This is a genomic window from Photobacterium satsumensis (genome assembly GCF_050336935.1).
Classification (GTDB): domain Bacteria; phylum Pseudomonadota; class Gammaproteobacteria; order Enterobacterales; family Vibrionaceae; genus Photobacterium; species Photobacterium satsumensis.
Genome location: NZ_JAKJSK010000007.1, coordinates 889,305 through 915,846, shown reverse-complemented (window position 1 = coordinate 915,846; position 26,542 = coordinate 889,305). Strand labels below are relative to the sequence as shown.

At 43.9% G+C, this 26,542-nt stretch carries 28 protein-coding genes; 11 read left to right on the top strand and 17 right to left on the bottom strand.

The window, feature by feature from the left end; genetic code table 11:
- Positions 1-76 precede the first annotated feature (76 nt).
- Complete coding sequence (locus L4D79_RS15745) at positions 77-439, top strand: spore gernimation protein (RefSeq protein ID WP_428652496.1); 363 nt, start codon at positions 77-79, stop codon at positions 437-439.
- Between the two features lie 4 nt (positions 440-443).
- Here the strand turns inward: L4D79_RS15745 and L4D79_RS15740 are convergent, their stop codons facing one another.
- The gene (locus tag L4D79_RS15740) at positions 444-839 is read right to left on the bottom strand and encodes a nitrous oxide-stimulated promoter family protein (RefSeq protein ID WP_428652495.1); all 396 of its coding nucleotides are present in this window, start codon (positions 837-839) and stop codon (positions 444-446) included.
- A 231-nt stretch (positions 840-1,070) separates the two neighbouring features.
- On the opposite strand from L4D79_RS15740, the gene L4D79_RS15735 reads away from it, so the two are divergent.
- A complete protein-coding gene (locus tag L4D79_RS15735; protein WP_107348508.1) occupies positions 1,071-1,364 on the top strand; it encodes a hypothetical protein in 294 nt (97 codons plus the stop codon).
- Between the two features lie 347 nt (positions 1,365-1,711).
- Positions 1,712-2,356 (top strand): thiopurine S-methyltransferase, encoded by a 645-nt coding sequence (locus L4D79_RS15730; protein WP_428652494.1) that lies wholly within the window; start codon positions 1,712-1,714, stop codon positions 2,354-2,356.
- Positions 2,357-2,452: 96 nt separating this feature from the next.
- On the opposite strand, the gene purT is transcribed toward L4D79_RS15730, so the two are convergent.
- Positions 2,453-3,628, bottom strand: coding sequence for a formate-dependent phosphoribosylglycinamide formyltransferase (gene purT / locus L4D79_RS15725; RefSeq protein WP_428652493.1), 1,176 nt, complete (start codon positions 3,626-3,628; stop codon positions 2,453-2,455).
- Between the two features lie 323 nt (positions 3,629-3,951).
- Here purT and L4D79_RS15720 point away from each other — a divergent pair, with 323 nt between their 5' ends.
- Positions 3,952-4,356 carry a hypothetical protein gene (locus tag L4D79_RS15720; RefSeq protein WP_428652492.1) on the top strand — a complete coding sequence of 135 codons (405 nt, stop codon included), beginning with the start codon at positions 3,952-3,954 and terminating at the stop codon, positions 4,354-4,356.
- Between the two features lie 91 nt (positions 4,357-4,447).
- On the opposite strand, the gene L4D79_RS15715 is transcribed toward L4D79_RS15720, so the two are convergent.
- From L4D79_RS15715 to sbcB, 7 genes are all read right to left on the bottom strand, one after another.
- Positions 4,448-5,422 (bottom strand): TAXI family TRAP transporter solute-binding subunit, encoded by a 975-nt coding sequence (locus tag L4D79_RS15715; protein WP_428652491.1) that lies wholly within the window; start codon positions 5,420-5,422, stop codon positions 4,448-4,450.
- A 205-nt stretch (positions 5,423-5,627) separates the two neighbouring features.
- On the bottom strand, positions 5,628-6,518 hold the full coding sequence (locus L4D79_RS15710; protein WP_428652490.1) for a DMT family transporter: 891 nt from the start codon (positions 6,516-6,518) through the stop codon (positions 5,628-5,630).
- 134 nt (positions 6,519-6,652) lie between these two features.
- Positions 6,653-7,540 (bottom strand): cytidine deaminase, encoded by an 888-nt coding sequence (gene cdd / locus L4D79_RS15705; RefSeq protein ID WP_428652489.1) that lies wholly within the window; start codon positions 7,538-7,540, stop codon positions 6,653-6,655.
- A gap of 189 nt (positions 7,541-7,729) precedes the next feature.
- Positions 7,730-8,410: a CidB/LrgB family autolysis modulator gene (locus L4D79_RS15700; RefSeq protein ID WP_428652488.1), complete on the bottom strand. Its 681-nt coding sequence runs from the start codon at positions 8,408-8,410 to the stop codon at positions 7,730-7,732.
- Entirely contained in the window at positions 8,407-8,748 is a 342-nt protein-coding gene (locus tag L4D79_RS15695; RefSeq protein ID WP_428652487.1) for a CidA/LrgA family protein, read from the bottom strand. Before L4D79_RS15695 ends, L4D79_RS15700 begins: the two co-directional genes overlap by 4 nt.
- 106 nt (positions 8,749-8,854) lie before the next feature.
- Positions 8,855-9,400: a winged helix-turn-helix domain-containing protein gene (locus L4D79_RS15690; RefSeq protein ID WP_428652486.1), complete on the bottom strand. Its 546-nt coding sequence runs from the start codon at positions 9,398-9,400 to the stop codon at positions 8,855-8,857.
- Positions 9,401-9,613: 213 nt separating this feature from the next.
- Entirely contained in the window at positions 9,614-11,038 is a 1,425-nt protein-coding gene (gene sbcB / locus L4D79_RS15685) for an exodeoxyribonuclease I (protein WP_428652485.1), read from the bottom strand.
- Positions 11,039-11,226: 188 nt separating this feature from the next.
- Here sbcB and L4D79_RS15680 point away from each other — a divergent pair, with 188 nt between their 5' ends.
- Together L4D79_RS15680 and L4D79_RS15675 are read left to right on the top strand one after the other, a co-directional pair.
- Positions 11,227-11,526 (top strand): MarR family transcriptional regulator, encoded by a 300-nt coding sequence (locus tag L4D79_RS15680; RefSeq protein WP_428652484.1) that lies wholly within the window; start codon positions 11,227-11,229, stop codon positions 11,524-11,526.
- Positions 11,527-11,566: 40 nt separating this feature from the next.
- The gene (locus L4D79_RS15675; RefSeq protein WP_428652483.1) at positions 11,567-12,019 is read left to right on the top strand and encodes a hypothetical protein; all 453 of its coding nucleotides are present in this window, start codon (positions 11,567-11,569) and stop codon (positions 12,017-12,019) included.
- 329 nt (positions 12,020-12,348) lie between these two features.
- Here the strand turns inward: L4D79_RS15675 and L4D79_RS15670 are convergent, their stop codons facing one another.
- Positions 12,349-12,753 carry a hypothetical protein gene (locus tag L4D79_RS15670; protein WP_428652482.1) on the bottom strand — a complete coding sequence of 135 codons (405 nt, stop codon included), beginning with the start codon at positions 12,751-12,753 and terminating at the stop codon, positions 12,349-12,351.
- A 76-nt stretch (positions 12,754-12,829) separates the two neighbouring features.
- Entirely contained in the window at positions 12,830-13,381 is a 552-nt protein-coding gene (locus tag L4D79_RS15665; protein ID WP_428652481.1) for a hypothetical protein, read from the bottom strand.
- 863 nt (positions 13,382-14,244) lie between these two features.
- Here L4D79_RS15665 and L4D79_RS15660 point away from each other — a divergent pair.
- Positions 14,245-16,083, top strand: coding sequence for a hypothetical protein (locus L4D79_RS15660; protein WP_428652480.1), 1,839 nt, complete (start codon positions 14,245-14,247; stop codon positions 16,081-16,083).
- A gap of 274 nt (positions 16,084-16,357) precedes the next feature.
- Here L4D79_RS15660 and L4D79_RS15655 read toward each other — a convergent pair whose 3' ends face one another.
- A complete protein-coding gene (locus L4D79_RS15655; RefSeq protein ID WP_428652479.1) occupies positions 16,358-17,035 on the bottom strand; it encodes a nuclease-related domain-containing protein in 678 nt (225 codons plus the stop codon).
- A gap of 28 nt (positions 17,036-17,063) precedes the next feature.
- Positions 17,064-17,246 (bottom strand): hypothetical protein, encoded by a 183-nt coding sequence (locus L4D79_RS15650; RefSeq protein WP_428652478.1) that lies wholly within the window; start codon positions 17,244-17,246, stop codon positions 17,064-17,066.
- 786 nt (positions 17,247-18,032) lie between these two features.
- Here L4D79_RS15650 and L4D79_RS15645 point away from each other — a divergent pair.
- From L4D79_RS15645 to L4D79_RS15635, 3 genes are all read left to right on the top strand, one after another.
- The gene (locus L4D79_RS15645) at positions 18,033-19,073 is read left to right on the top strand and encodes an alpha/beta hydrolase (protein ID WP_428652477.1); all 1,041 of its coding nucleotides are present in this window, start codon (positions 18,033-18,035) and stop codon (positions 19,071-19,073) included.
- 103 nt (positions 19,074-19,176) lie between these two features.
- A complete protein-coding gene (locus tag L4D79_RS15640) occupies positions 19,177-19,866 on the top strand; it encodes a hypothetical protein (RefSeq protein ID WP_428652476.1) in 690 nt (229 codons plus the stop codon).
- A gap of 104 nt (positions 19,867-19,970) precedes the next feature.
- Positions 19,971-20,972 (top strand): mechanosensitive ion channel family protein, encoded by a 1,002-nt coding sequence (locus L4D79_RS15635; protein ID WP_428652475.1) that lies wholly within the window; start codon positions 19,971-19,973, stop codon positions 20,970-20,972.
- A gap of 40 nt (positions 20,973-21,012) precedes the next feature.
- Here the strand turns inward: L4D79_RS15635 and L4D79_RS15630 are convergent, their stop codons facing one another.
- The 4 genes from L4D79_RS15630 to L4D79_RS15615 all read right to left on the bottom strand — a co-directional run bounded on the left by L4D79_RS15630 (position 21,013) and on the right by L4D79_RS15615 (position 25,401).
- The gene (locus L4D79_RS15630; RefSeq protein WP_428652474.1) at positions 21,013-21,939 is read right to left on the bottom strand and encodes a LysR family transcriptional regulator; all 927 of its coding nucleotides are present in this window, start codon (positions 21,937-21,939) and stop codon (positions 21,013-21,015) included.
- Positions 21,940-22,199: 260 nt separating this feature from the next.
- Positions 22,200-22,850 (bottom strand): MarC family NAAT transporter, encoded by a 651-nt coding sequence (locus L4D79_RS15625; RefSeq protein WP_428652473.1) that lies wholly within the window; start codon positions 22,848-22,850, stop codon positions 22,200-22,202.
- 35 nt (positions 22,851-22,885) lie between these two features.
- Positions 22,886-24,292: a magnesium transporter gene (locus L4D79_RS15620; RefSeq protein WP_428652472.1), complete on the bottom strand. Its 1,407-nt coding sequence runs from the start codon at positions 24,290-24,292 to the stop codon at positions 22,886-22,888.
- 17 nt (positions 24,293-24,309) lie between these two features.
- Positions 24,310-25,401 (bottom strand): calcium:cation antiporter, encoded by a 1,092-nt coding sequence (locus L4D79_RS15615; protein ID WP_428652471.1) that lies wholly within the window; start codon positions 25,399-25,401, stop codon positions 24,310-24,312.
- A gap of 360 nt (positions 25,402-25,761) precedes the next feature.
- On the opposite strand from L4D79_RS15615, the gene L4D79_RS15610 reads away from it, so the two are divergent.
- Positions 25,762-26,508, top strand: a complete 747-nt coding sequence (locus L4D79_RS15610) for an RluA family pseudouridine synthase (RefSeq protein ID WP_428652470.1) — start codon at positions 25,762-25,764, stop codon at positions 26,506-26,508.
- Positions 26,509-26,542 lie beyond the last annotated feature (34 nt).

Below are 26,542 nucleotides of genomic sequence, written 5' to 3'. Positions count from 1 at the left end.
ATCGCTATGGGTTGCACTATGGTGGTAATTGGTGTGATAGTAATTCTCTGAAAACGAAAGAGATAAAGGAGGATGCGTGAAACGATTGATGTTTGCCGCAATCGCAGGGGCGGTTTTACTGTCAGGGTGTGGCGAAGAGTTACAAATTACAGCAAAACCCATAAAGAACGTCGAGGATGTGAAGTACCAAGATGGCAACCTTGATGTTTACTGCCTAAACGGGATTTGTCAGTTTGAGTTATCTTCCAACCAGGATGTGGATTTGAACGTGACCATGCATTACAGCGAGTCTCGGTCTTTCGAAAAGATTGAGGGCGTAAGCGTGACTGGGCGTGGTGGATCAACCGTGCAGATGCAAGGGGGTAAAAGCTTCCAGTTAACCCTTGAAGCAAATGATCCACCTAGCACCATTCAGGTTGTCGATTACTACCGAAATTAATTCGCTATTGGCTGTGTGATTTTCGTTTATGGCGGTTGGAAGCATTCGGTGCCGGTTTTACTGGTACCGGCTTCTTACCAGCAACAAGATGCCGGATAGCGAGAATAGGGTGGTGGTATAGCATTTTGGGGCCGCTATAGCGCATGATAATTCGTGATCGCTCTTTGTAATCGGCTTTATAGCAGTGAATGGGACACAGTTTGCAGGTCGGTTTTTCTTCGCCATAAGGACAGCGATCGAGCTTGGTCAGAGCATAGGACAAAAAGTCGACACATTCTTCACACAGTGTTTTGGTGCCATGGTGATCCTTGCAGTAAATCTTCACCATTGCCTCAATGGTTTTATACTCAGTTTCTAGGTTTCCCATTAAGACAGTTGCGTCTATTTTCTGGTCACTCATGGTCATTTCTCTTGCTTGAAATCAAGGCGGTACAGATAAAGTTATATTTCAAATGTAACTTATTGGCGAGGTGAAAAATATGACACAAGTCGTCATTTTCCTTATAAATGCCCCGAATCATGTTAAGAGAACGAAAAAATTACGAATTTCTACCAAGAATAGGCCCTGAGTGGGTTGATTTCAGCGAGTATGAGCAGTAGTATCCGCACCTCTTTTTTTGTGGTGGTGTATATGAGCAGATTTGAGTGCCTAGAAAGAATCGTCGAAGAATATCGTAAGAAAGTTCGCGACGCGGAGTTTAATAAACAGAATGACAGTGAAGTCGCTAAAGTGTTGGTTCTGCTTGTTGGAAACTCTATGTTCAACTTGGCAGATGAATTTGCAGATTGGGTAAATCGTGGTGGTGATCGTAGCTACGGCGGTAAGTTTTTTGTTTCTAAGCAGCTAATGACGTTGCTTGAGCCTGTAACTTTCCGCGGTGTGACTGTTCGCCGTGACTCGATTAAGCTATTCCGAATTTCTTAATTCGCTAGCATGTATCGTTTATTCAATGACTCTCATAAAAGAAAATTGAAGAACAGATTCTTAGCTGGATTTGCCTTTGAAATTTAGCTAACGAAAAAGGATGCTTCGGCATCTTTTTTTGTATGTATGTGCTGGTTGATTTTTGTTCGTTGTGCTTATTTCGCATACGTCGCAATGGCGATTTTTAACGTATGAGCAATAGCATCACCTCAGCTTGGCAGAGAAAGCCTTCCTAAATGCCTTACAGCGCCTTCTATACATATATGTTTAACGTGCCTTGATTCGCTATATCAAGCCAAGTTTGATATAAAGCCAATCAGTCAGTCAAAAGAAAGAGAAAACAATAAATGGATGCAGAGTTTTGGCATAGCCGCTGGGCTGAAAATCGAATTGGTTTTCACCTGGATGATACCAACCCGATACTTGAAAAATACTGGCCAGAAGTGAAGCCGACCCGAGAGGATACGGTGCTGGTCCCTATGTGCGGTAAATCCGTCGACCTGGCATGGCTAGCGATGAAGCACAACAAAGTGGTCGGTATTGAGCTGAGTGAAATCGCAGTACGTGCATTCTTTGCCGAGCATCTTTACACCCCGCTGGTTATTCCGGTGGGCAATGGCCAGTCAATTTACGAGTTTGACGAAATCACAATTCATTGTGGTGATTATTTCACGGCAAATGTGGATCCTGTCGACATTGTGTATGATCGCGCTGCGCTTATTGCGATGCCGCAGGAAATGCGCCAGAGCTATACCCAGAAGCTGCTTTCAATGGTGAAGCCGGGCGGACGTATTTTGCTTGTGACCCTGGATTACCCACAGCATGAGATGGATGGCCCTCCATTTTCTGTCGTTAAGGACGAAATTGAAGCCTTGTTTGAAGGTTGCGATATTCGTCATTTAGCCCGTGATGATGCGGATGAGTCGCACCCTCGCCGCAAACGTGGCCTGACCCGCTTTGCTGAAGAAGCTTGGTTGATTACCGTTGCCTAAATAACGGTCGCAAATGCTGTCGTTATTAAAAACGATAAAAAAGGAGCCTGATGGCTCCTTTTTTGATTGTTCTTTGCCTAGGTGATTGTTCTTTTCCTAGTACACAACCTTGATATCGGATGCGGTAGCAAGCGCATCTTTGATAGCACCGTCGATGCTATCACGACGGGTTAGGGCGACACCTAAGCGGCGGCGACCATTGATCTCTGGCTTACCAAACAGGCGAGCTTGCGTGTTCGGGCGAGCAAGCGCTGCAGCAAGGTTATCGAAACGGATGTTTTCGGACACACCTTCACCCAATACAACCGCAGAAGCGGATGGACCGTACTGGTGAATGGTGTGAATCGGCAGTCCTAAGAACGCACGAACATGTAGGGCAAATTCCGATAGCTCTTGGGAGATCAGCGTTACCATGCCGGTATCATGTGGACGAGGGGAGACTTCATTGAAGATAACCTGATCACCTTTTACGAACAGTTCAACGCCGAAGAGGCCATAGCCCCCCAGTGCGTTAACAACTTTCCCTGCAGCGTGCTCAGCGGCTTTCAGTGCTTCTTCTGACATTACCTGCGGCTGCCACGATTCACGGTAGTCGCCGTCTTCCTGGCGGTGCCCGATCGGTGCACAGAAATGGGTTCCATCAACCGCGCGTACCGTCAGTAGAGTAATTTCATAATCAAAGTCGATGAAGCCTTCAACAATCACTCGGCCCGCACCGGTACGACCGCCTTCCTGTGCATAGCCCCATGCTTTTTCAATATCGTCTTGTGATTTAATGACGCTTTGGCCTTTGCCAGAAGAGCTCATTACCGGTTTCACGACACATGGGATGCCGACGTGATCAACTGCAGCTTTGAAATCGTCATAGTTATCGGCAAAGCGGTAAGGGGAGGTGGTAAGATCAAGGTCTTCTGCTGCCAGACGACGGATGCCTTCGCGGTTCATCGTAAGTTTGGTTGCATTGGCTGTTGGCACAACATTCAAGCCTTCGGCCTCTAGTTTAACCAGCATATCGGTTGCAATCGCTTCGATTTCAGGGACAACGTAATCAGGCTTTTCATCGGCAATAAGCTGCTGCAGGGCTTCACCATCAAGCATGTCGATAACATGGCTTCGGTGGGCAACTTGCATTGCCGGTGCATCGGCATAACGGTCAACGGCAATAACTTCCAGACCTAGGCGTTGGCATTCAATGGCCACTTCTTTACCCAGCTCGCCTGAGCCGAGAAGAAGTACACGCGTTGCGTTTAAGCGGGTTGCAGATCCTAACATTGGAATTCCTTACTGGAGGAGACGTGAAACTAGTGCGGATCATACAGGAAATTTATCATCACGCAAACGATTGCGCGATGATTTAATCACATCGTGAAATTTGCTTTTTCATTGGGTAACTTGTTCTTGGAAGTCGCGTTTATTGCTTGCTCAAGCTGGTGGTTTTATCAACGAGGTGGCCGTTTTAGAGCGACAACAAAAGCTCAGCAATATTCTGTCATGATTGTCAAAGTTCTGTCATTAGTCAGCGATGAGGGTCGAATTTGCTCTGTTTTACCGTTAGATTAGCCGCAGTTTTGTTTAGCAACGACAATGATTACATCATGAAAAAATATCTGCTAGCTCTAGGCCTTATGATGGCGGTTCCGTTTTCAGCGCATGCATCTCAAGCTGTTGGTATCTTCTTTGGTAGCCCGATGTCGGGTATCCAATATAAGCACAATGACTTGCGTTTCTCGCTAGGTATCGACGATTTTGGCCTCGCGTTCGATAAAACCTTCAACCTAGGTTCGCTAACTCAGGACCCAGGCATGAACAACCTATATACCTTTGTTGGCGCTCAGTACGTAGACAACAAATACAACAAGCTTGGTGTACGTGGCGGTATTGGTTTTCAAGTACCAGTGAACAACTTCGAGTTCTACGGTGAAGTCGGTCCGACGCTGTATGTGGTTGAAGATGTCGATCTTGATCTTGAAGGTCAGCTAGGTTTCCGTATTCGCTTCTAAGCGAACACCGCTACTCTTGATAGACGTCTTAATCGACGACTCAATAAACGAGGAGCCACGTTATCCAACGGGCTCCTCGTTTTTATTGGGCTTATTCCTCTTCGATTAACCCTGCCTCAATGTAATACTTTCTCGCACCGTCATGAAGGGGAGCGGTGAGGCCATCTGTCACCATTTCTTCTTTGCTAAGAATGGCAAAAGCAGGATGGAGTTTTTTGAAGTTATCGAAGTTGTCGAACACCGACTTCACGACTTCGTAGATGATCTTCTCGTCTACGGCAGCCGATGACACAAAGGTGGCACCAACGCCAAAGGTTTGCACATCGTTATCATTGCCGCGGTACATTTTCCCCGGTACTGTTGCTTTTCGGTAGAAGCTATTCTCCTCAACCAGTTTATCGACAATGAGCCCAGAAACGTTGACGATCACACTATTACAGGCGGTTGTCGCTTCTTTGATAGCTCCGCTTGGGTGACCAACGGTATAGACCATGGCATCGATTTTGTTATCACACAGGGCCTTGGATTGCTCTGATGCTTTGAGCTCTGACACCAACGCAAAATCTTTTTCTGTCCAGCCGTAGGCTTGCATCAACACCTCCATGGTTCCACGTTGGCCTGAACCCGGATTACCGATATTTACCCGCTTGCCTTTTAGATCTTCAAAGTTCTTGATGCCTGAATCTGCACGCGCTACGACAGTAAAAGGTTCAGGATGAATAGAGAATAAAGAGCGGAGTGATTTGAAAGGGCCTTTATCTTTAAACTTACTGGTACCGTTGTAAGCGTGATATTGCCAGTCTGACTGGGCAATACCAAGATCCAGATCGCCAGCCCGGATACTGTTGATGTTATAGATCGAGCCACCGGTTGATTCAACCGAGCACCTCACCCCGTGTCTTTTCCTATCTTTATTTACAAGTCGGCAAATAGCACCCCCCGTCGGGTAGTAAACACCGGTTACGCCACCGGTACCGATCGTGACGAAAGATTGGGCCTGTGAAACTGAAGAAAGTGATAGCAGAGCGCCACCGATAAACGAGAGAACTAAAGCGCGCCAAGACATTCCGTAAACCTCACATGTTGTTGATCATACATGACGACTCAACCTTTAACTTAGCAATAGGTTGGGCGGTTTAGGGAGAGTGTAGACGGTGGTGAAGTGAGACTTGTCGTGGGATTAAGACAACCCCCGAGCGTACCGTTATTTCAGATAGTTACCTAAATAACTTCAGGATGCTTGGGTAAATGCTCGAGGGCAAGTCTTGATATTAAGCTTTTGCCGTGGCCGCTTTTTTATTTTCCCACTGGGTAATGAAAGCAACAGAGGCAATGATAATTGCGGCGCCGAGCCACAACCTGCCTGGTGGAACCCAACCAAAGACGACCCAGCCGCCAAGCACATTCAGAGGTAGTTTGGCATGATCAAACGGCTGAACAAAAGAGGCGTCGGCCACCGCATACGCTTTGGCAATTGCCCACTGGGCCAGCGCAGTTAATAACCCCGCACCACCCAGCAATATCCAAGTTAAACCTGTTTGCGGCAGTGTAAACTCTGGGACGGCTAGGAACAGGTTATACGGTGTGATAAGGATCAGCAGGTATACCACAATGGTGGTTGGTGACTCACTGGATGACATTTTCTTCACCATGAGCGAGTAACAAGCCCAGAAGAATGCAGCAGCCACCGGGAGTAGCGTTGCCCAGCTGAAACCGTCTGACCAAGGTTCTAGGATGATCATCGCGCCGCAGAAACCAGCAAGTGTGGCGATCCAGCGTGCGGTACCGACGTTCTCTTTAAGAAATAGACCTGCACCAATCGTGGCAAACAGCGGTGAGGTCATCAGCAGCGCGATACCCTGCCAGATTGGCACCGGATACGCCAGCGCCCATAGCCACAGTTGAATACCGATTACCGCGAGCAATACACGAAAACAGTGTTGGCCAAAATGTTGGGTGCGCAGTGCATTGCGAATACCTAAGGTTCTTAACCAAGGAAAAATGGCCACCAAGGCAATGAAGTACTGGAATAGGGCAACAGTGGTTGATGGAAGGTGTAAAACCATACTGAGGTACTGTGCCAGGCTGTTGACTATCGCAAAAGCTAAGCCGGCAGTGACCATCCAGCTAGCCCCTTGAATCGGGTTGTGTTGATGAGACATGAAATTAAGGTTTATTGAGTTTATAACTGGAAAATCATACTCCTACCTTTGGTAAGAGAAAACCGCTTTCTGTTCGCTAAGCGACAACAGATACAAAAAAGCCGCCAAATGGCGGCTTATTATCTTCATTGTGCTTATGCAGCAACATAAGACAGTGGAATATCCGGGTTCAGTGCTTCCAGTGTCGTCTGCGTATCAGAGAGATGGCTGATAGTGCTATCCGCTTTTTCAACCAGTGCCGCTTCTTCAATGTCAGCAAGCGGGTAACCCGCCATGTTCATGTTAACCAATGCCACCTGTAACGGAGGAAGGCTAGGGTTGAAAGCTGCATTTTCGGCATACATACCGATAAACGTTTTACCGTCTTTTGCTTTCAGTGCCACACCGCTGAAGTTTTTAGTGTAAGGCGCATGCGCACGGTTAGCCGCTTGGCAAGCTTGTTGAATGAGGGCTTCTGATGCTTCGATTTCCACACCGTTATCAACTTTAGATAGTAGCGCATCAGTTACATTCAGGTCGGCTGGACCAAAAGACTCAGGCAAGTACTCTTGCAGTGACTTAGCAGCACGTTCTGGCAATTGAACAACCAATTCGTTCGCTGTTGTTAGCTCGTTCATGAACTGGCGACAGTGACCACAAGGGCTGTAGTTAATGGTGATATCAGAAATGCCGGTTTCGCCTTTTACCCAAGCATGGCTAATGGCGGATTGTTCTGCGTGAATCGTTTGAGAAAGGCAAGCACCTACAAATTCCATGTTAGCACCGAAATAAAGCGTGCCAGATTGACCACGGACGATTGCGCCAACATAGAAATTAGAAATAGGTGCAACAGAATAAGCAGCGGCAAGCGGAAGTAATGCAACACGCAATTCACTGTCAGTCATGTTGGTTTTCGACATTAACTGAGCAAACACCTCAGGGTTTAAGGTGGCATCGAAATTCTCAGCTTCCAGTACAGGTTTAATTGCAGAAGCCAGATCAGCGGGTAGAGCGCCTAAAGCATCCATTACTTTAGTGTGCATGAGTTTTCACTCCGTCTTGTGTATGGAGAAACATTGTAGGCTTGGTAACGATATAATTGGGTGATCGTGATCACACTTATCAATCAACTGTTGCATCATTTGCAGCAATGCGAGTCGGGTCACACAGGTTGTAAATAAATTATAGAAGATAATCAATTATTTAGTTTTGTATTCGATTACTAGCACATCTTAGCGAAATATTGTCATGATGAGTGGAAACAATACTGGCGCTAAAATTGAAGTGATCACCCCACAAATGACTAAGGCCAATGAGCTGAATGCGCCTTCCTGATAATTTTCCTCTGCCGCTTTCGCTGTGCCTAATGCGTGAGAGACGGTACCCATGGTTAGCCCTTTGGCGATCGGCGCTTTAACACCAATCAGGCGGAATAGAGGGTAGCCCAAAACTGCACCAAATAACCCGGCAATAATAACCATGATAGCGGCAACCGAAGGGAGTCCACCAACTTGTTCGGCCACGGCCATCGCGATTGGGGTCGTCACCGACTTAGGGAGAATCGATGCTGTCAGCTGTGCATCAGCCCCTAGCATCAGTGCGATGCCAGCACCGGTGATCATAGATAACAAGCTACCGATTAAACAGACAGAAAAGATCACCTTCCATTTCTTGCGGATCTGGCTAAGTTGCTCATAAAGTGGAAAAGCCAAGGCAACCACCGCAGGCTCAAGTAACGCATTTAGCCATTTGTTCTGCTCGAAATAGGTTTCATAAGGAACCTCAAGCCACATGAGCAGAGGGATGATCACGAGCAAGCAAATAAGGAGCGGATTAACGATCGGATGCTGGATATGCTTGGAAATATAGCGGGCCGTGTAAAACACGACTAAGGTAGTCAGCAGCCAGATCATTGTTTTTCCTTATAGTGTGTTGCTAAACCTATGGTGACGAAGACCACCACACTACTGCCTATCGTGCTAAGTAGGATGATAAGGGCATTATTGGTCAGAAGATCGAGGTAGTTCATCAGGCCGATGCCAACAGGGACGAACAATAAAGCCATGTGGCGAATCAGCAGGTGGCAGCCTTGCATTGCCCAGTGGGCAGGAATAAGCCCCATAGAAAGAATGGTGAACAATATCAGCATGCCGATGATGCTACCGGGGATGGCTAAACCGGTAAGGTGTTGGATGCCTTTGCCTAACATTAGGCAGACAAAGATAATAAAAAAAGATCGTAGATATGCCATGAGCGCTTCAGAATTGGTAGAAGAAACGCATTTATCATACAAAATAAATGTGATCTAAGCCACACTTAGTTGTCATGAATTTAGTGCATTAAAAAGAGCTAGTACTTCATAAATAGTCTAGAAATGAAGCAGTAATGACCCCCGCAGCCAGCAATGCCAATATGGCAACCGAGATTTTATGTACCACACTGGTTTTTACTATCTCTTCTGTGGCAGATCTAAATTCGTCCTCTTCTTGTTCTGAGCTAGGAGGGGTGACTTGCTCTTGGTCTTCCACTTTTTCAGGCTCATGGACTAGTCGGCAGGTTTTCTCGGGTAGTGGCACCCTAAAGCCATAATGTGGGACGACTTCAATGGGGATAGCCATTTTTTCATTAAGGATAAGCTTCGCTGCCAAAGGTTTTAGTATGTTGTTTAGATCGTAGTGTTGATCGGCGCCGTCTTCATAGGGATCCAGTTGGCTGAAGGTTTTGTTGTGTAACTGCTCATGGCTGATCACTTCACCAGCACAATAGCATAGCGCCTCGAGTAACCGAGACTCATGCAATGTGAGTGGTGTTTCTTTTTTGTCTCGCCATACCAGTAAGTGTACATCTGGCTCAAAGTCGACGTCTGGGAACCGGAAACAGCGTGTTAAAGATTGTGTTGTCATATCAATCACTACAATTCACCCTTCGAATCCATGAATGACAATTTAAAATCCATCATTAATAGTGTTAGTGCTCATACCCAGTTGCGCAATCTCACAACAAAGAATCATTGATGTTAAAAAGCCCCTTGGCTAGATAAGCGCAAGGGGCTTTTAATTTGTGTTTCTATATCAGCAAGCTAGTGGAGTAATAAGACTCCGATAAGCTGTCGTCATTTATACGAGTGTTTGTACGTAATCGTAGACAGCTTTTAAGATCTTCATCTTCTTCTCGCTCGACTGGTGCTCCATGGCAACCGCTTCGAGGTTTTCCATGTAACTTGGTAGGTTTTCTTCGAAGAAGTCCTGGCAGTGGTGTTTCCACTGTTGTTGCTCTTGGAAGTCCAGCGTCATTGGGAAGTTACGGGCACGGTAGCGGAACAGTAGCGGCTTGATACGCTTATCACTAACGTTCAACTCCAGCTTGCCAAGTTCGGCTTCTGGCGTCTTCTGGATGATATCGATGGTTGAACGATCGGCGTTAGAGAAAAAGCCGTCGTAAAGCATCGTGTCGACATTGTCTTTTTTCTCAAACTCGCGCTCGACGCTGTAAATCGCCAGCAGTTTTTCTCGGATTTCCGGATGGGTTTTCAACGTCGCGAGGTTTTTCAGACAAGCTTCACGGTCGATACCAATACGGGCCGCATCTTCGGCGCGAAGAGTTTTCGCCGGAGCAAGTACCGGACACTTATTCAGGTGGATAAGCTTAAGGGGGACTGGCTGTTCATCAGGCCCCAAATCACTACGTTTGGTATACAAGCGCTCGCGCAGTTCATCGGCCGATAGCTCGATAAGCGGGGTAGGATCCATGGCCAGATTCACCGTAATAACCGCGTTCTTGTTATCAGGGTGCCATGCCATCGGCACAATCCAACTGGTATTGCCGCACTCGACACCAAACATCCCTGACACATGCATCAGCGGTGTCATCTCGACGATATCAACCAGCTCTTGAAGTTTACGCTTGTTACGCAACTTGAAGAAGTAATCAAACAGCTTCGGCTGGTTTTGCTTAATAATTTTCGCCAATTCGATGGTGGCGTAAACATCGGCCATGGCATCGTGCGCATTAGCATGTTCAATGCCGTTGGCAACAGACAGGTTCTCAAGCTTGAAGCTTGGCTGACCATCTTCATTGGTTGGCCAGCTTAAGCCATCAGGACGAAGCGCATAGCATGTACGCATGATATCGAGCAGATCCCAACGCGAGTTGCCGTTTTGCCAGCTCCAAGCATATGGGTCGTAGAAATTACGGTAAAGGGTATAACGAGTGACTTCGTCGTCGAAGCGGACATTATTATAGCCAATGACACAGGTATTTGGCTTTGACAGCTCTTTGTGAATTTGGGCTATAAACTCAGGCTCAGACAAGCCTTTCTCATGCGCTTCTTGCGGCGTGATCCCTGTGATCAGGCAGGCTTCAGGCGAAGGCAGGTAGTCGACAGGTGGTTTGCAGTAGATAACCAGCGGCTCACCGATAATGTTCATGTCCATGTCGGTACGTACACCGGCAAACTGGCATGGGCGATCTAGTGCCGGGTTGGCACCGAAGGTTTCATAATCCAGCCAAAACAGGGTTGGCTGATTGTCGTTGTTGCTCATTATTATCTTCACACGAGAAAAGTGTCATCTGGCTTAATGATAACAAAGAATTAGAGGTAGGGGCATGGCTAATTCTAGCTCAGATCCTCAGACATGACTGGCTATTAACTGCTTCGAGTTCTAGGCAATCCTTCACTAAGGCTTGTTACTATTGAGATTAAAGTAACTACTATTCTAAATCTTAGAGGATGATAAAAAATATGGATAATTTGGCTCAAAGCGGCCCAATCGACCCGAATTTGGCTCGTGCAGCTCGGTCTGTTCCGCATCAGGTTGGCTTGGTTAAGTTGAGCAAGACGCAGCTGAGGGTGCTTCAGTCTATCAAGTATGGGGAGGAGGTTACTGCGGGTGATATTGCAGAGCGATGTGGATTGTCCTCTGCTTGGGCGAGTACCACTTTGAGGCGGTTGAGTGAGAAGTCATATTTGTCACGACACTTTGAATCAGCTTTAGCTGGAGGTGGTGTGTTTATTTATATACGATATTAAATTGGTTGTATATTTTGATTGTTAGAAGGGAGTTCGCTAGGTGTCACTGAAGTTAAAAAAGACAAAGCAATTTGATATGAGTTCTATTAGTAAAACTATGTCTCATTGCGAGCATGTTTTACAAGATGAAGCCGAGTTAACTTGTGGAATTGCTACTTTCGCATATGTTTGCAGTATTCCAGGTAAGACTGATGAAGAGAAAATTTTAAATGCGGAGCAGTACCTTAAAGCTATCGACTGCGTACAAAAAGACAGAAGAGTTAATTGTGAGCAGATGAAGCGTGCCTTAAATCACTTCTTCGGTCTTGAGCGTGGATTAGTAACAAGCCTTGAACGTGTGGCTCAAAAGGCTGTGATGTACCTAAAAGTTGATGATGAAATGTTTCACTGGGTTACTAAGGAAGGAGATTTGATAAGAGATTCATATGACAGAGAACCTTATCATATCAGCCAATTGAGACATTCATTTTCCCGTGCATACAACTTAGATTGATACATAACTCTATCATCAGCAGGGAAGGGAGGTTTACTTCCCTTTTCTTGAAACAATGAATAGGTTCTTCTGAGAGCCTAAAGTCTGCATACGATGCCACATCGCGCGAAATGAAAATTTTTCGGACTCTATGGTCACCACCACCGAGCCTGAATCAGAAGTGGTTAGCCATAATTTTGAATATTCGCGTTATGCGTAACGTGTTGATGTGTTGTATTTATGAATGAGAGCTGGTCTGGGATAAGTATGGTCGGTATACATTTACTTTGTTATGAGCTAAGGAAATAGTAGTTTAAAGTCGGCGTTAACAACGCCAAGGCCTATTAAAACTACAATTGCACGTTTGCTAAAAAAGACTCATCGACGAACCCATCTAATTCTTCAAAGTTGATCGTGCCTCCATTTAATACATTGTCTCTATGTGCTGCGTGAGGCCAGTCGCTATCTGCTCGCGTTTGCATGGTTACTCTGCTCCACTTTGACGTATAGTCAAGTTTTACAAATAACCAATAATCGCCTCCATCAGAAGCCATCAACCAACCCATTTCCATCATCTCTCCGGATAGGCTTTCAAGGTAGTTTTGTGAAAGTCGTTCCTTTTTAACAACGTTTCTCAAGTTCTTAGTGGACATCCGAAATCTTGTGCCTGATATAACTTTGTCCTTTTTTCTTTGTTGTAGGACGTAATCTTTGTAGTTGTAGATGATCAGAATTGCTGCTTTTGTTGGGTTCATATGTTTGTGCCTACGTAGTAATTGAAAAGACCACCTAAAACCTGGTGGCCTTTGCTGTAAATCTACTATACCTTACTTAAAAAAGCGGGCGAACGTATAAGTCTGCTAAGTCAATAAGGGCAGCTTTTCGGATTCCGCTCTTAAATATCTCAGTGGCGACATTTAGGGCTTCCTGTATGTCATCGGGAAGCTGGGCAATATCGGAAATCCATATTGGTCGAGAAGAGCCAAAATCGTAGCTAACAATGAGTTCTTCGCCTTTATGGCGACTGATATAGACACCAAATGGTTCAAGTTCGTTGTTTAATGCGTTTAGATAGCTACCCTGTAAGTTGGAACGACACATAAAATCGTAGCCAGCCGTCCGGCTGAAGACTATTTTAGAGGCTGGAAGTAGCTTTCCTTTTTTGTTTTTCTGCCCAACTGTATTGCCTGCTGCTAAAACGATGGCGGCTTGTGTTTTAACTTGAAAATCCCAGTTGTTGCCAGCTCTTTTTGCTTCATTAAGCAACTTAGTCGCTTGAGTTTGATTTTCGATATGTGAGGCCCCAAACTGATCTGCACTTAGCGTAGTACCGTACGTTGGGAAGAGTTTTTTGCTGATGGCTTGTGATGTGTTAGCTTTCACACTGATATCCTTTTACTTAATTAGGGAAATCTTGGACGTACCCATTGCTGGGTAATGCGCATCTACGATGCAAACCTTCGGGAATGTTAAGGAGCATTCACAAATAACCCATATGGGATAAAGCTACTCGCGCTCCATGATTACCTTTAGTTATCAATATGGTAACTTACATTAAATTAGAATACAGATCAATATATTGTTGATGCAGCTCTTTTAAAGATTAAAAGCTTGGTATGTTTGTCAATATGATTATTAGGTTTTCCGTATGATTTTAAATATTATGTGTCCAAGCTGCGTCCTAAAATGATTCGATACAATAAAAACCACTTTAAAAACATGTGGTTAATTATTTGTTTCCACAATCCAGCCAAAACAGGGTTGGCTGATTGTCGTTGTTGCTCATTATTATCTTCACACGAGAAAAGTGTCATCTGGCTTAATGATAACAAAGAATTAGAGGTAGGGGCATGGCTAATTCTAGCTCAGATCCTCAGACATGACTGGCTATTAACTGCTTCGAGTTCTAGACAATCCTTCACTAAGGCTTGTTACTATTGAGATTAAAGTAACTACTATTCTAAATCTTAGAGAATGATAAAAATCATAGGATGATATTGTAACTCGCTGATGTTTGTTTGAGGTCTGGACTCGTACAACGTTAAGGGTTTGAGCTGACGCTGGATGTAGGAGGGAGATTTATATATGAAAATGACCTGATGAATGTAGTTGATACTTGGTCTGACCAATCAGAAATGATATTAAACTAGTGACATACTTAACATTTTGTAAAATTAACTCCCAGTCTAATACAAATGGAGAGTTACTATCTTATTATTCTCCTTATTTTTTAGCAGGTTGCTGTTATGAAACTTAGTCAGGTTTTAAATCATACCAATCAAGTTGAGCGGTCGAAATTTGTAAATTGTATCGATAAGCTATGTCAAGACAATAAGGACGATCCTGATTTAGTTAAGCAGCTTGATAAGATTGATGGCCAGTTAAAGTCGGCATCTGGTAATGAAATCACTCAGCTTTTTACTCTGATTCAAAAACACTTCAAGAAGCATATCGTTGAACAAGTTGCTATTGGTGGTCCTCAAGTTTCCTTACTCATTAATATATTGGCTAGAGACGGTAATTGTATAGCTACCGTCCCATGGATTGAGAGCCTTTATGCGAAGGAGTATCAGGAGATTGATAAGCTAAGTAGAGAGCTTATTGAAGAAATTGATAATAGGGAAACTAATGATTTTGAGCGGTATCATCGCCTAGAAATTTATCGTGACTGTATGACTGCTGCATATACAAATGATTTAAAGTCTAACCGTTCAGCTAAGATTTCAGAAGATGAAAGGAGCATTTTAAATGTTCTATCAGAGAGGTTGGGGTTGTCTCGTGAAGAGGTACACGCTATTGAACACACGATTGATCCTATTCCTGAGCTTGGTATAGAGAACGCTTTAGAGTATTTAAGGGAACATGGGATTATTCTAATCAATCGACGCCGTTCTGAGGTTATGGTTGCTGATGAAGTGGTTGAGATTCTTCATGATGTGATTGGCAAAGAAATTCACGATAAATACGCTCTTAGAATATTGAGATCTCTGACGGACGGTGAGTTATCAAATGTGCTAAAAAACCATGGATACAAGATTAGAGGAGTCGATAGGCAAGATAAGATTGCGACCATTACTCATTCTGGTTTATCCATACGTAGTATTCTGATGAATGATGTTCATGCTGATGATGCTACACAAAATCAAAGAAAAGAGCGTATAAAGCAGTTAATAGAAGATATGGACCTAAATGTTCACAAAATTGGGACAAGGCTACAAGATCGTATTGAAGTAATCATTAATTTCTTAAGAACTTCTGAAGAAGAAGAGTTTAATATTCTTAGTGTGAGTGGCTATAAAGAGCTTCTTGAAAAATTAAGTGAAACACTTCCTAATGTTGACCATAGGTTACGAGCAGATTTTGAAATAGAAAACAAAGAAGCAATAGACCCTGAACGCTTAAAAGCCTTGAGCATTACACCACTAGATATTCTTTATCTTTATAGTAATGATGAAGTTAAAACGATAAGAAATGACTTGGGGCTTCCAAGGCGAGGAAACCCAAGAAGTCAAATTATTGATAGTTTTGCTAGTGCGAATGACCGACTAATTGAGAACTATCATCTTCTTGCAAGTAGAGATCTTCAAGGGCTACATTCCGCAGGTATCGACATTAAAGAAGGTGATATTGGAATTAAGTTTGAAGAGGCAACCCGTTCTATCCTTGAGCAACTAGGGATGAATGTTGATGAAGATTTAAGAAAAGACATTAATACAGCTAAGGATAAAGCAGACATTATTGTTTCGCTTGAAAATGATGATGTGATTATTGGGGAAGTGAAATCATTCAAGAATGGACAGTTTGCTAAATACGCTTCGACATCAAGACAGGTAAAAGCTTATGTTAAACGTTGTGAAGCAAATGGCCATAGGGTTGCACAAGCTCTTATTGTTGCTCCTGGTTTTTCAGAAGATTTCATTGATGCTGCTGATATGGATACGGATATCAACATCTCTTTATTGGAAGCTGAAGGGCTTCAAAAAATATTGACAGCTTATAAGCAGCGCAGAAACCCTAACTTTTCGCCTAAGTTGCTAACCAAGGGTGGACTCTTAAAAGCAGACTTAATATCAAAATCTATATAGTATGATTTTGCAATAAACTAAAGGAGCTAGAAGTTGGTCCTCTAGCTCTTTTTTTATAGTAAATCGAATAGGTTCTTCTGAGGGCCTATTTCATTGCAAATGAGGCGACAGCGCGGGAAATGAAAATTTTCTGAGTGCCTTAGTCACCACCATCTATCTATGATTAAGTCAGTATCTACTAGTAATGAGTAGTACCGTTATGCGTAACAGCAGCAAGGTTTACATAGTCAATGTAAACCTCTTTTGTACGTAGGGGTGAGGCAGAATATTGCAACTAGTTATTCTTTATAAACCGGCACTTCGGGAAGCTCTGACAACCAAGAAAAGTTCTACCTGCGTTGGGACCATTCCGGGCCACTCTTTCAACTAGGCTTGAACCACATCGTGGGCAAGATGTTGAAGAGCTATGCCTTTCACGAAGGGACTTAACATGCTCTCGGTTCGTGACGGTGCATGTTGAAACATGAGAGTGAAGTAGCCCTATCAACTGTTTTTTTTGAGTCGTTGATAGCAGCTCTCTTCTGAAGCTTTTTATGTAACGCCCAAGACCTCTATCCATAATATTTATTGGCATGACTGTTTTGAGGCTACAATCGCCTGAAAAGTATATTACTGTTTGGATAAGGCTTTCATCGATATTGAAATAGTTGGAGAGGGCTTTTTTCTGCCTGTATGTTTGATGTAGAGGGTTTTGGAATCTATATTTTTTTCCATATAGTGATTGGGTCCACTGTTTTGAGGACTCATTACCAAAAATCCATCCTTTAAGGTTTTTGGTTTCAACAATAAAAATACCGTATTGAGATATAATCAGATGGTCGATTTGAGCTGTGCCATTAAATGTAGGAACAAATAGATTGTGAAATCGGTGGTAGTCACTGTTATCAAGTGACATCCACATATTTAGTGTTGTTTTCTTTTCACCAAACCAACCACGTAAGAGATGCATCATAATGCTTCGCCTTAATCTGAAGGGGATTCTAAGGTTGAAGTAAGGCGCCAAAGACACCGAAGAAGATAGCTAGCCCAAAGAATAGGAAGGATAGAATAATTACAGCAGGGATAGATGCAATGGCAAATTTGACCATAAAGGTAACCATTGAGGTAAATGGCATGCGAATATCCACAACGGTAACATTCTGATTTTCTTGTTTATCTGACATTATATTCGACCAAAAAGCAAAGCGTAAAGTATAATACTCTAGATATTTCCAGGTGTTGGTCGATTGTAAGGTTTTATGAATGTGATGATGTGGATGTTGGTAGGAGGGATAAAAGGCAGGTATTAAGTTTGTAAGCGCACCGGCCAATGTCTTTGAGTGAATATCACTTAGCTTGGTTATTGAGTTGGAACAAAATAGGTGTAAGCAGTAGGCTTTAGATCTTTCTCTTGTGGTACCCAATCATCAATCTTCTTAATATCACCACCTTTGGCAATGTATTCACCATCGGATTCGTAATCGCTTAACTCATATACAATGAATAGGTCAGTAGTATTGGTTGGCTCTCTAGCTGATGACTTAATGATAACAAAGAATTAGGGGTAGGGGCATGGCTAAATTCCTGCAGCCATAGCGGACTATTACATGTTTTGATTTCAAGGTAATGCTTCACTTAGCCTTTCAGCATGCTTTGGTTATAAGGCCTCTCTACAAAGCTGATATCCGAGTTACAAGTCCGAAAAAGAACGCGAGGTAACAGCTAAATATCACAATAACAGGCAAGTACTTTTTCATTCTAATCCCCTTAATCATCCATTCTCTGATAGTCACATTGTCATTGCTTTCTACCTTGATAACCATGGGTTTGAGTAATTCATATGTGGCGGTATGTGTGTGCTTGTTTAGCTCAGTTTTGAATTTCTCTAATTCATCGCTTGATATCGTGGTGTGCTGAATAATGGCGCTACAGTCCACAGGGCATTAATCAAACCGGTTATCGGAGTCATGATGAAAAAGAAATTGTTACGCACTATTGTTCCAGCATTATTGGTTAGCATGTCTAGCTCACTTGCACTGGCTAACATTACTTTAGATGAACGCTCTATCCCGACACCTGTGGGCATTTCATCAGAGATGGCGACAATCATTGAAAATCGGGAGCTACCGCCAGTTATGCCTGTTCCTGAGTCAACAGAAGAGTGGCTGGCCTTTCAGAAAGCATTCAATGTGTCTGGTATTGAGTTAGCCCATATAGGTATGGAGCGCTTGGGTGTGACTTACGAAGCGAAAACCTATGCTGGGGTAGAGACGTTCTTTGTTACCCCTAAAAAGGTCGCCCCAGAGTACAAAGACAAATGGTTGATTCATATTCACGGTGGTGCTTTTGTCTTTGGTGGTGATGAGTCGGCGTTGCGTGAAGCGGCATGGGTAGCCAATGGTCTTGGCGCGCAAGTTATTTCTATTGACTACCGTAAGCCGCCGCTTAACCCTTTCCCTGCAGCATTAGAAGATACAGTCGCTGTTTGGAAAGAATTAACAAAAACCCAGAAGCCAGAGGCGACGGCAATTTTCGGCACCTCAGCTGGCGGTAACCTAACGTTGACAACCGTGTTGAAACTCCAGCAGATGGGTTTACCGACACCGGGTGCGATTTATGCGGGTACACCGGCGACGGATTTAACACAAGCCTCTGATTCTTGGCATACGCTAAAAGGCTTAGATCCGTTGGGGCAGCGAGAAGGGCTGATTGAAGCCGCATTTGATGTATATGCAGATGGTGAAAACTTAGCGAATCCTTTGTTGTCACCAGTGTATGCTGAGATAAAGGATTTCCCTCCGACATTGTTCCTAAGCGGTACGCGTGATGTATTGCTAAGCGATACGGTTCGTATGCATCGCCTGCTACGCAGTGCGGATGTAGAAACACAACTGCATGTGTACGACGGTCAGTCACACGGGGATTACATGAATGGCTTGGTGGCCGAGGTACCGGAATCGGATGATGCAATCAGGGAGATTGGACTGTTTTTTAATACCCACCTCAAATAGTCATTTTTATGCTTTAAAAGCAGCGCTCAAGTGAGCGCTTTGCTTTTTGCTGGGTGACAGCAGTCAGTAGATATCGAACAGAAAATAAGTTATGGGCGTTTGCATGAATATCCGTCTAATTAGTCATCGCTTTCTGATCATGGGTATGATGATCTTTAGTGCTTCCTCTTTTTCTCTTTCGCCATTTTCACTTGCAGATACTTCAAGCCCGAAACGGACATTAGTTAACTTCCTGTATTACTCAGAAATTGTGATCAAGCACTGGCAACAAGAGACGTTAGATTCAAAAGAAGCAAAGCAGGCTTACAATCAGGCAATTAGAACGATGGATATCTCTCTGGTGCCGAATCGAACTCGCACCGTGGTACTGATGGAACGCATCATTTTGCTTAGAGAGATTTTAGACCGTTTTGATGCCGAGGCTTTACAGGCAGCCCCTGACAATGAACAAGCACAAGGGGTGAGTTACTGGCGTTTTGCAAACTCGGATTTATCCATTGTTCGGTTAGAGTCGGGCAACAGGCAGGGACAGTTTGTGTTCTCGGCGAATACGGTACAACAAATCCCTTCTTGGTATCGCAAAATGGAAGCGCTGCCTTATGCGCTGGATTCTCGGACTGACTATTATCAAGAGTTTTTGATCACTCCGGGCCCACTGTTTTCCAAAGGATTTATCTATTCTCTGCCTTCTGATTTTATTCGCTTGTATGGCCCATTGCCTCTGTGGCAATGGTTAGCACTGCTGGGGGTTTTTATATTATCTAAGTTGCTTATTAAATTAAGTTTTTATTAGGTGGAGTGTGGAATAGTTATTGGGAAAGTCGAGGACAAAGCTGGCAAGTCGGCCGTCTGATCTCGTTGTTCAGTGCCGTTGTGATTTTATTGGTAATGAGGCGAGTGATAGATAATGGAATCTGGGTAACTGGAGGTGTGTATCAGTTGCTGTCTACCGCTTTCTTGCTTTGGCAATTTCTTTTCACTTCGTGGCTTATCATGGCGATGTTTAACTACTTTGCTTCTATCTACGCTTATCATAAGCATAATGGCAAGCAAGTCGACTCCTCCTTGATTACGGTTTTGGCCCGCATTTTTGGTGGCTTGACCATCGCAATACTCGCGATTTATGTTGTTGAGTTTATGGGGTTTTCTATTTCACCGATTGTTGCCGGTCTTGGTGTTGGTGGTTTAGCGGTGGCTTTGGCGATACGCCCTGTGCTGGAGAATGTGATTAACGGCTTAACCTTGTATGCTGATGGTGGGATAAAGATTGGTGAGCTATGCCGGTATGGCGATAAGCTCGGTACGATAGAAAGTATCGGCTTACGTTCGACTCGGATCAGAACGTTAGAACGCTCCCTGATAACAATTCCAAACTCAGAATTCGCCAATATGGAGATAGATAATTTAGAGCGACGTGATAAGCGAAGAATGGAACATACCTTTCGCGTGCGTGCCGAGCTGACAAGGGATCAGTTAAGGTTGCTTATGGTTAATATTCGAAGGGTGTTGTTGAGGCACCCGCAGTTAGAAGCCGAACCACTCCGTGCCCGTTTTATGGGGGTAGGCGAGTATGGCATTTTGGTGAATGTACTCGCTTATATTAAGTGCCGTGATCATGATGAGTTTATGGCTGTGCAAGAAGATATATTGCTGATGGTGATGCGGCAGGTGGAAACGGTTGGCGCGCAGCTGGCTTTTTCTAATCAATATCAGTTCGCGGGCAAGCTTTCAGCGGTTGATGACGCGCTCAAAGAGAAGGCGGCCACGACGGTTAAGCAGTGGCATGAAACCGACAACTATCCGTTTCCTGATTTTAGTTTCGAATATAAGTATGAGATAAAAGATACGATTATCTACCCAGCTACATCGTCCGCTACCCGTAAAAACGCGACAGTATAAACTAACGATGACAGGTGACGGTTTCCATTATCTGCCATCGTTACTCTGGTTGTATGACACTATCAAAATAACTCTGCATGATTTGGTGAAGCAGTTGATTGAGCGGAAAACCGCGTTTTGATTGTAGGTAGCCCCCGTTAACCTGAAGTTGGCGCGTTTCTTGTGGTAGTGGCGGTAAGGGGTAGTTAGCTAGTTTAGGTTCAAGCTGTGTCATGAAGCTACTACCAAACAAAATGGCATCTGTATTTTTTAACTTACTGAGTAAAACCCGTACGCTGTGTGTCTCTAAATCAATTTGTGCCTTGTAGCCTTTTGCTTGGTAAAGCTCTTCTAAAGGGGAGCGTTTTGAGTTTATGCCGTCAATAATGCCTCGAGCTAATGGTAAGTTGTGAATGCGTTCCCACTCACTACCATTTTTTAATACTGGGTGATCTTTACGTGCAACTAAACAGAGTTTTATCGTTTGGATTTTGTGCTGATAAATATCTTGTGGAAGTGGAAATGCAGCAAAATGGATCATGTAGTCTATGTGGCCATTTAATATCTCTGCCAGCGAGTTTTCTTGCCAGTAAATCATCTTAAATCTGGCTTTAGGTAACGCTTCCCGTAATGCGGTAAAAATACCGTCACCATAGAGCTCAAGCAGAAAGATATTCATTGCGATAGTAATTTCACCCTTAAACGCTTGCGGGTTGAAATCTTGGTAGGAGTCGACAACCTTGATTAATGGATTAAACATTTCATCTGCGGCTTCAGCCAGTTTTTCGGCTAATTCTGAGGGCTGGACACCGTGGGCTTTACGGATGAAAAGTTGCTCACCAAAGGTTTCCCTTAACTTTGCCAGCCCTCGGCTGACGCTGGTTTGCGAGATCCCCAGCTTATCCGCCGCTGCATGTGTATTGCGTGTTTCAACCACCGCTTTTAGCAGTTTTAGAAGATTTAGGTCTAAATCTCGGATATCTTTCATCGTTTTCCCTTCGCGGTTTTCATTGCGTACTATGCTGTTTTCTACGCTAGTTTAAGAATAGATTTAAGACATTTTATTTCAATAGGTTACTAACGAAATTGTTAACTGGTAGGGAGATTTGACTAATAAATAAGGTCGGCGAGTTCGGCTGGAGGATAGACTTATCGCTGAGTCCCTTCAGCGACTATGTATTTTTGGTATCGAGTGTATCACTTCATTATATTAGGCCGTTGATAGCTCTTTGGTGACTGATGTTGCGCTTATAGGAGTTGATAGATGTCTTGAACAATCTCCTCAATGCCCAGAGTAAAGAACTGAACGCCCATACAAATCAGTAGAAAGCCCATGATTCGGGTAAATGCATTGATGCCATTTTGGCCGAGGGCTTTGAGTAGTGGGTAAGCCATGCTAAGGGTAATTGCAGCCACTAAGGCAACGACGGCAAAACCGCTTATTACCCCGCTGTAAACACTTGGCATGTGTAGCTCATCGCCATGAATGGCTAATTCTGCAGCGAGGCTAATGATCAGTGCCATTGTTCCAGGACCGCATAGTGATGGAATGGTCAAAGGTACAAGCGCAATCGAGTCTTGTCCTGGGGGCCCATTACCTGTCTCTTGGCGGGGAAATAGCATATTAAAGCCAATGGCGACAATGATGATTCCGCCACCTAGGCGCAAGCTAGGTATCGAAATACTGAAAAGCTCTAATACTGATGAACCAATCAGGAAGGTAATACATAGAGCAAAGAATAAAAAAACGCCGACCGTTTTAGCTTGCGAGACGATGTAGTTTTTATCTTTACCCTTGCTTAATCCCAGCAATACTGTTGCTGCGGCTGGTGGGTTCATCATCGGCAATAAACCGATAACTGTTAATGTTAAATAGGTAAATAAAGTTTCAATATGCATAAGCGAGCTCTTCAATAGATGGGTTGAATGTTTGTTTACAGTAAAAATAATTGCGCGAGGTAAAGGACACTAAAGAATGAAATAGCATCGGTTAACGTGGTTAAGACAGGGCTCGATAGCATCGCTGGGTCTAGGTTGAAGCGCCTTAAGAGCAAAGGTAATGCCCCGCCAATCATCACCGCAATAATGGATGAAAAAGCGTAAGCGAGACCAATCAGCAAAGGTAATCCATAATGTTCATTACCATGGGTAAACAGCGTCAGTACGGCTAATACCCCGCCAATCAACATGCCGTTGATAAGGCCGATGGGGACTTCTTTGGCGATAACGTAACACCAATCTTTTGCGCTAAGATGACCCATTGAGAGCTCTCTAATCGAGACCGCGACGGCTTGGTTACCTGCTGCGCCAGAGAGGTTGGCGACAAGCGGTAAAATGGCGGCGAGAACCGCGATTTGCTCAATAATGGGTTCGTAAGCGGCAATGATAGAGACGGCGGCATAGCTTAAAACGACCGATGGAAGCAAAAAGGCTAACCGTCGTAGGTTTCGGGTGAGTGTTGGCATTGAGCGAAACTCATCACCGCCAAAGAGGCCGGACTGTTCAAGCAGTTGGTGTTTTGATTGTTCATAGAGTGCTTCGTTAAGTTGCTTATAGCCAATCACACCGATTTGAAAACCGTGTTCGTTAACCACAGGGACTATGGGGTGCTGTGTGGTATCTAAGATACTTTTTAGCGCATAAAGTTCTTGGTCTGGTGATGCAATGGGAATGGTTGGGTCGATATGATCTTTTAGTTTTGTTTCTGGTGGTTGTAGAAAAATATCCCTTAATCTCAAGGCTCCAAGGAAGGTCTTTTTATCATCATGTAAATAGATATAACGCCACTCTAGTTGTTCAGGGTCTAGATATTCTGAGTCTTGTTCTTTTTCTTTTAAGGTGTCCCTTAAGACGGCGATAGTTGCGTCTTGATGTAACTTTATGATTTCACTTTTACAAATGCTGCCTGCCGAATACTCGGGATAGATGAGTGCTGCTTGCTCTTCATTTCGCCATTTTTGCGGTAAAGCTCGTTTTAGTTGAGATTGCCGCTGAGCTGGCAATTGAGTGATTAGCATCCTTCTGTCTGTAGAATGTAGGTATTCAAACAGTTTTTTAGTGACCTCTATTGGCAACTGGCTCATTAAAGCGAGTAACTCGTTATCCGAAAAGTGGTCGAGTAAGCTTGCAGCCAGCTGTGGTGATGTGTTGCTGAGCAAACACCAGACGGCGACACGCTCGTGGTCAGTAAGCATCCTGAAAGTTGATGGAAGTGTTTCAGCATTCGCGGTGACTATATGTTTTTGTAACTGCTCAGCGTTTTGTATTTCAACGCAAATGAGAAGTTGTTCGTAGAGTTGCTCTGCGCTTGTTGAGTGCAGGGGCATGGAAATAAATGTCATGGTTTATGCCTTGTCGCTTAATCAAACATTAAAATGATGTAGGCAAAGAAAAGAATGAGGTGCGTAGCGCCGTTGAGTGAGTTGGTTCTGCCACTACTGAGGCTGACACTACTCATCAACAGAGTTGCAATAAGAAGCACCATTTCAGCCGGTTCGAGCCCTAATCGGATGGGCTCATTCATTAGCCCTGAAATAAGCAGTACTGCAGGTACAGTTAATGCGATGGTGGCAAGCACCGAGCCAAAAAACAGGTTTATGGCTCGCTGAAGTTGGTTCTTAAAGGCAGCCTTAAGCGCACCAACTGCTTCAGGTGCAAGAATGATCAGAGCCACAACTAAACCGCCTAGTGCAGCAGGTGCGCCCATCACGGTGATTCCATCATTGATTGGAATTGCTAAGCTTTTTGCCAGCAAAATGACCACCACCAAGTAGCTAATAAGCATGATGGTATGGAATGTGTTGCTCTTTAATGGACCATGGCAGTCGTGGTCGCTTTTGTTATCTGCGTCAATAAAAAAGTGGGTATGACTGCGGGTTTGAATAAATAGGAATACGGCATAAAGTGCTATCGAAGCGAGCACTAGAGTCCCTGTTAAACCTGCAGACATGTTGCCAAAGGCATCCATACTGGTGAAGTTAGGGAGAATCAAACAGAGCATTGCCAGCGGAATGATGGCGACAAGATAGGCTTTTATTCCATCCAAGTTATATGTTTGGGTGTGGTACTTCATGCCGCCGATCAACAAAGTAATGCCGACAAAACCATTGAGCACAGTCATTACTACGGCAAACATGGTGTCTCTTGCCAGTACGGGATTAGAGTCGCCAGTCAGCATGACAGATGAAACCATGATGACTTCAAGCAAGACAACTGACAAAGTCAGAATTAGCGTCCCGAATGGGTCACCTAATTTAATTGCAAGCGCGTCAGAGTGGCGAACAACAGCAAAGATTGCTGTCATTACGGCCGCAAACAAAATGCCAGTTGTCACTATGTATAAAGCGGGAGAGTTGTCACCATCTAGCAGGCTATTTCCGCCGAGTTTAAAAAATAATATGGCAAGCATACCGGTAATCAGTGTGTATTCTTGCTTTAGTATCTTGAACATATGAGCCTTTTGAAGGTATCCCTACCGTGCGTTACTGTCCTTTAACGAGGTAAATAGGGCTGAAAACTACTGGTTCCGTTCCAGTAGTACCTAAGGCGTACATTAGAGAGGTTGGGGGAGTGAGACGATGAATTAGTGAAATTCATTCATGATGTTGCTGAAGATTTAAGGTTCCGCGACTATATCTTACGATCTAGTAGTCACTCATAACTAGACAAAACCTTGTTGCGAATTTCAGAGGCTGAGAAATTTCGGATAATCTCATCTATTGCAAAGCAATAGGTTTATCGACAAAGTAGTGGCCAATTTTACTCATCCACTATATAAACCTTCTCTCTTTTATTACATCAGGACTCTTAAATGTCTAAATTTGACTCTTCTACTAGTGAAATAATTGATAATTTTTTGGCACCTGAGTGTCTGGCTAGAGTAGAGATCCTTTATCAGGATGATGATATTTTATTGATTAATAAGCCGAGTGGTTTGTTAAGTTTATCGGGTAAAAACCTGCTTAATTGGGATTCAGTGCACTATCGTTTAGTTAATGGTCAAGCCGCTAGCCAGACCCAAAAAGCGACACCTGCTTTTGTGGATGCTAAATTGCCACATCGGCTTGATTTAGGGACTTCTGGTATTATGGTAGTGGGGCTTAACAGTGCTGCATCTAAGAGTCTGAATAAACAGTTTCAAGCACGGACAGTGCAAAAGCGTTATCTCGCTATGCTAGCGGGGTGGGTTAAAACTGAGAGTGGCCAAATATCGGCCCCTATTGCTAAAGATAAGAGTTTGTTTCCCCGTGTAAAGATTTGCTACGATACAGGGAAAAGTGCCACTAGTGACTATCAGGTAATTAGTCGCTTGGATAACCCGCCTAGAACTTTAGTGCAATACACCCCCATTACAGGTCGCACCCACCAATTACGGATCCATAGCCTTGAATTTGGCTACCCAATTTTAGGTTGTGATCTTTATAACAGCACAGAGCTAAGTAACAACCTTAAAGCGAATGACATCTCACAGCGCTTAATGCTCCATGCCAGTGATATTTACTTGACTCACCCAACCACAGGCGAGCCTATCCATGGTCATAGCCCAAATCCATTTTAAGTAATAAGTGTCACGGCTATACTTGTTTCGATTT

Excerpts from the sequence above, each read along its gene's own strand:
- L4D79_RS15695 (WP_428652487.1), bottom strand. The coding sequence starts at position 8,748 with ATGGCATATCTACGATCTTTTTTTATTATCTTTGTCTGCCTAATGTTA.
- L4D79_RS15690 (WP_428652486.1), bottom strand. The coding sequence starts at position 9,400 with ATGACAACACAATCTTTAACACGCTGTTTCCGGTTCCCAGACGTCGAC.
- L4D79_RS15640 (WP_428652476.1), top strand. The coding sequence starts at position 19,177 with ATGAATATCCGTCTAATTAGTCATCGCTTTCTGATCATGGGTATGATG.
- L4D79_RS15670 (WP_428652482.1), bottom strand. The coding sequence starts at position 12,753 with ATGAACCCAACAAAAGCAGCAATTCTGATCATCTACAACTACAAAGAT.
- L4D79_RS15625 (WP_428652473.1), bottom strand. The coding sequence starts at position 22,850 with ATGCATATTGAAACTTTATTTACCTATTTAACATTAACAGTTATCGGT.
- L4D79_RS15710 (WP_428652490.1), bottom strand. The coding sequence starts at position 6,518 with ATGTCTCATCAACACAACCCGATTCAAGGGGCTAGCTGGATGGTCACT.
- L4D79_RS15650 (WP_428652478.1), bottom strand. The coding sequence starts at position 17,246 with ATGTCAGATAAACAAGAAAATCAGAATGTTACCGTTGTGGATATTCGC.
- L4D79_RS15610 (WP_428652470.1), top strand. The coding sequence starts at position 25,762 with ATGTCTAAATTTGACTCTTCTACTAGTGAAATAATTGATAATTTTTTG.
- L4D79_RS15655 (WP_428652479.1), bottom strand. The coding sequence starts at position 17,035 with ATGATGCATCTCTTACGTGGTTGGTTTGGTGAAAAGAAAACAACACTA.
- L4D79_RS15660 (WP_428652480.1), top strand. The coding sequence starts at position 14,245 with ATGAAACTTAGTCAGGTTTTAAATCATACCAATCAAGTTGAGCGGTCG.
- L4D79_RS15715 (WP_428652491.1), bottom strand. The coding sequence starts at position 5,422 with ATGTCTTGGCGCGCTTTAGTTCTCTCGTTTATCGGTGGCGCTCTGCTA.
- sbcB (WP_428652485.1), bottom strand. The coding sequence starts at position 11,038 with ATGAGCAACAACGACAATCAGCCAACCCTGTTTTGGCTGGATTATGAA.
- L4D79_RS15620 (WP_428652472.1), bottom strand. The coding sequence starts at position 24,292 with ATGACATTTATTTCCATGCCCCTGCACTCAACAAGCGCAGAGCAACTC.
- purT (WP_428652493.1), bottom strand. The coding sequence starts at position 3,628 with ATGTTAGGATCTGCAACCCGCTTAAACGCAACGCGTGTACTTCTTCTC.
- L4D79_RS15730 (WP_428652494.1), top strand. The coding sequence starts at position 1,712 with ATGGATGCAGAGTTTTGGCATAGCCGCTGGGCTGAAAATCGAATTGGT.
- L4D79_RS15680 (WP_428652484.1), top strand. The coding sequence starts at position 11,227 with ATGATAAAAAATATGGATAATTTGGCTCAAAGCGGCCCAATCGACCCG.
- L4D79_RS15700 (WP_428652488.1), bottom strand. The coding sequence starts at position 8,410 with ATGATCTGGCTGCTGACTACCTTAGTCGTGTTTTACACGGCCCGCTAT.
- L4D79_RS15720 (WP_428652492.1), top strand. The coding sequence starts at position 3,952 with ATGAAAAAATATCTGCTAGCTCTAGGCCTTATGATGGCGGTTCCGTTT.
- L4D79_RS15735 (WP_107348508.1), top strand. The coding sequence starts at position 1,071 with ATGAGCAGATTTGAGTGCCTAGAAAGAATCGTCGAAGAATATCGTAAG.
- L4D79_RS15645 (WP_428652477.1), top strand. The coding sequence starts at position 18,033 with ATGAAAAAGAAATTGTTACGCACTATTGTTCCAGCATTATTGGTTAGC.
- L4D79_RS15615 (WP_428652471.1), bottom strand. The coding sequence starts at position 25,401 with ATGTTCAAGATACTAAAGCAAGAATACACACTGATTACCGGTATGCTT.
- L4D79_RS15630 (WP_428652474.1), bottom strand. The coding sequence starts at position 21,939 with ATGAAAGATATCCGAGATTTAGACCTAAATCTTCTAAAACTGCTAAAA.
- L4D79_RS15740 (WP_428652495.1), bottom strand. The coding sequence starts at position 839 with ATGAGTGACCAGAAAATAGACGCAACTGTCTTAATGGGAAACCTAGAA.
- cdd (WP_428652489.1), bottom strand. The coding sequence starts at position 7,540 with ATGCACACTAAAGTAATGGATGCTTTAGGCGCTCTACCCGCTGATCTG.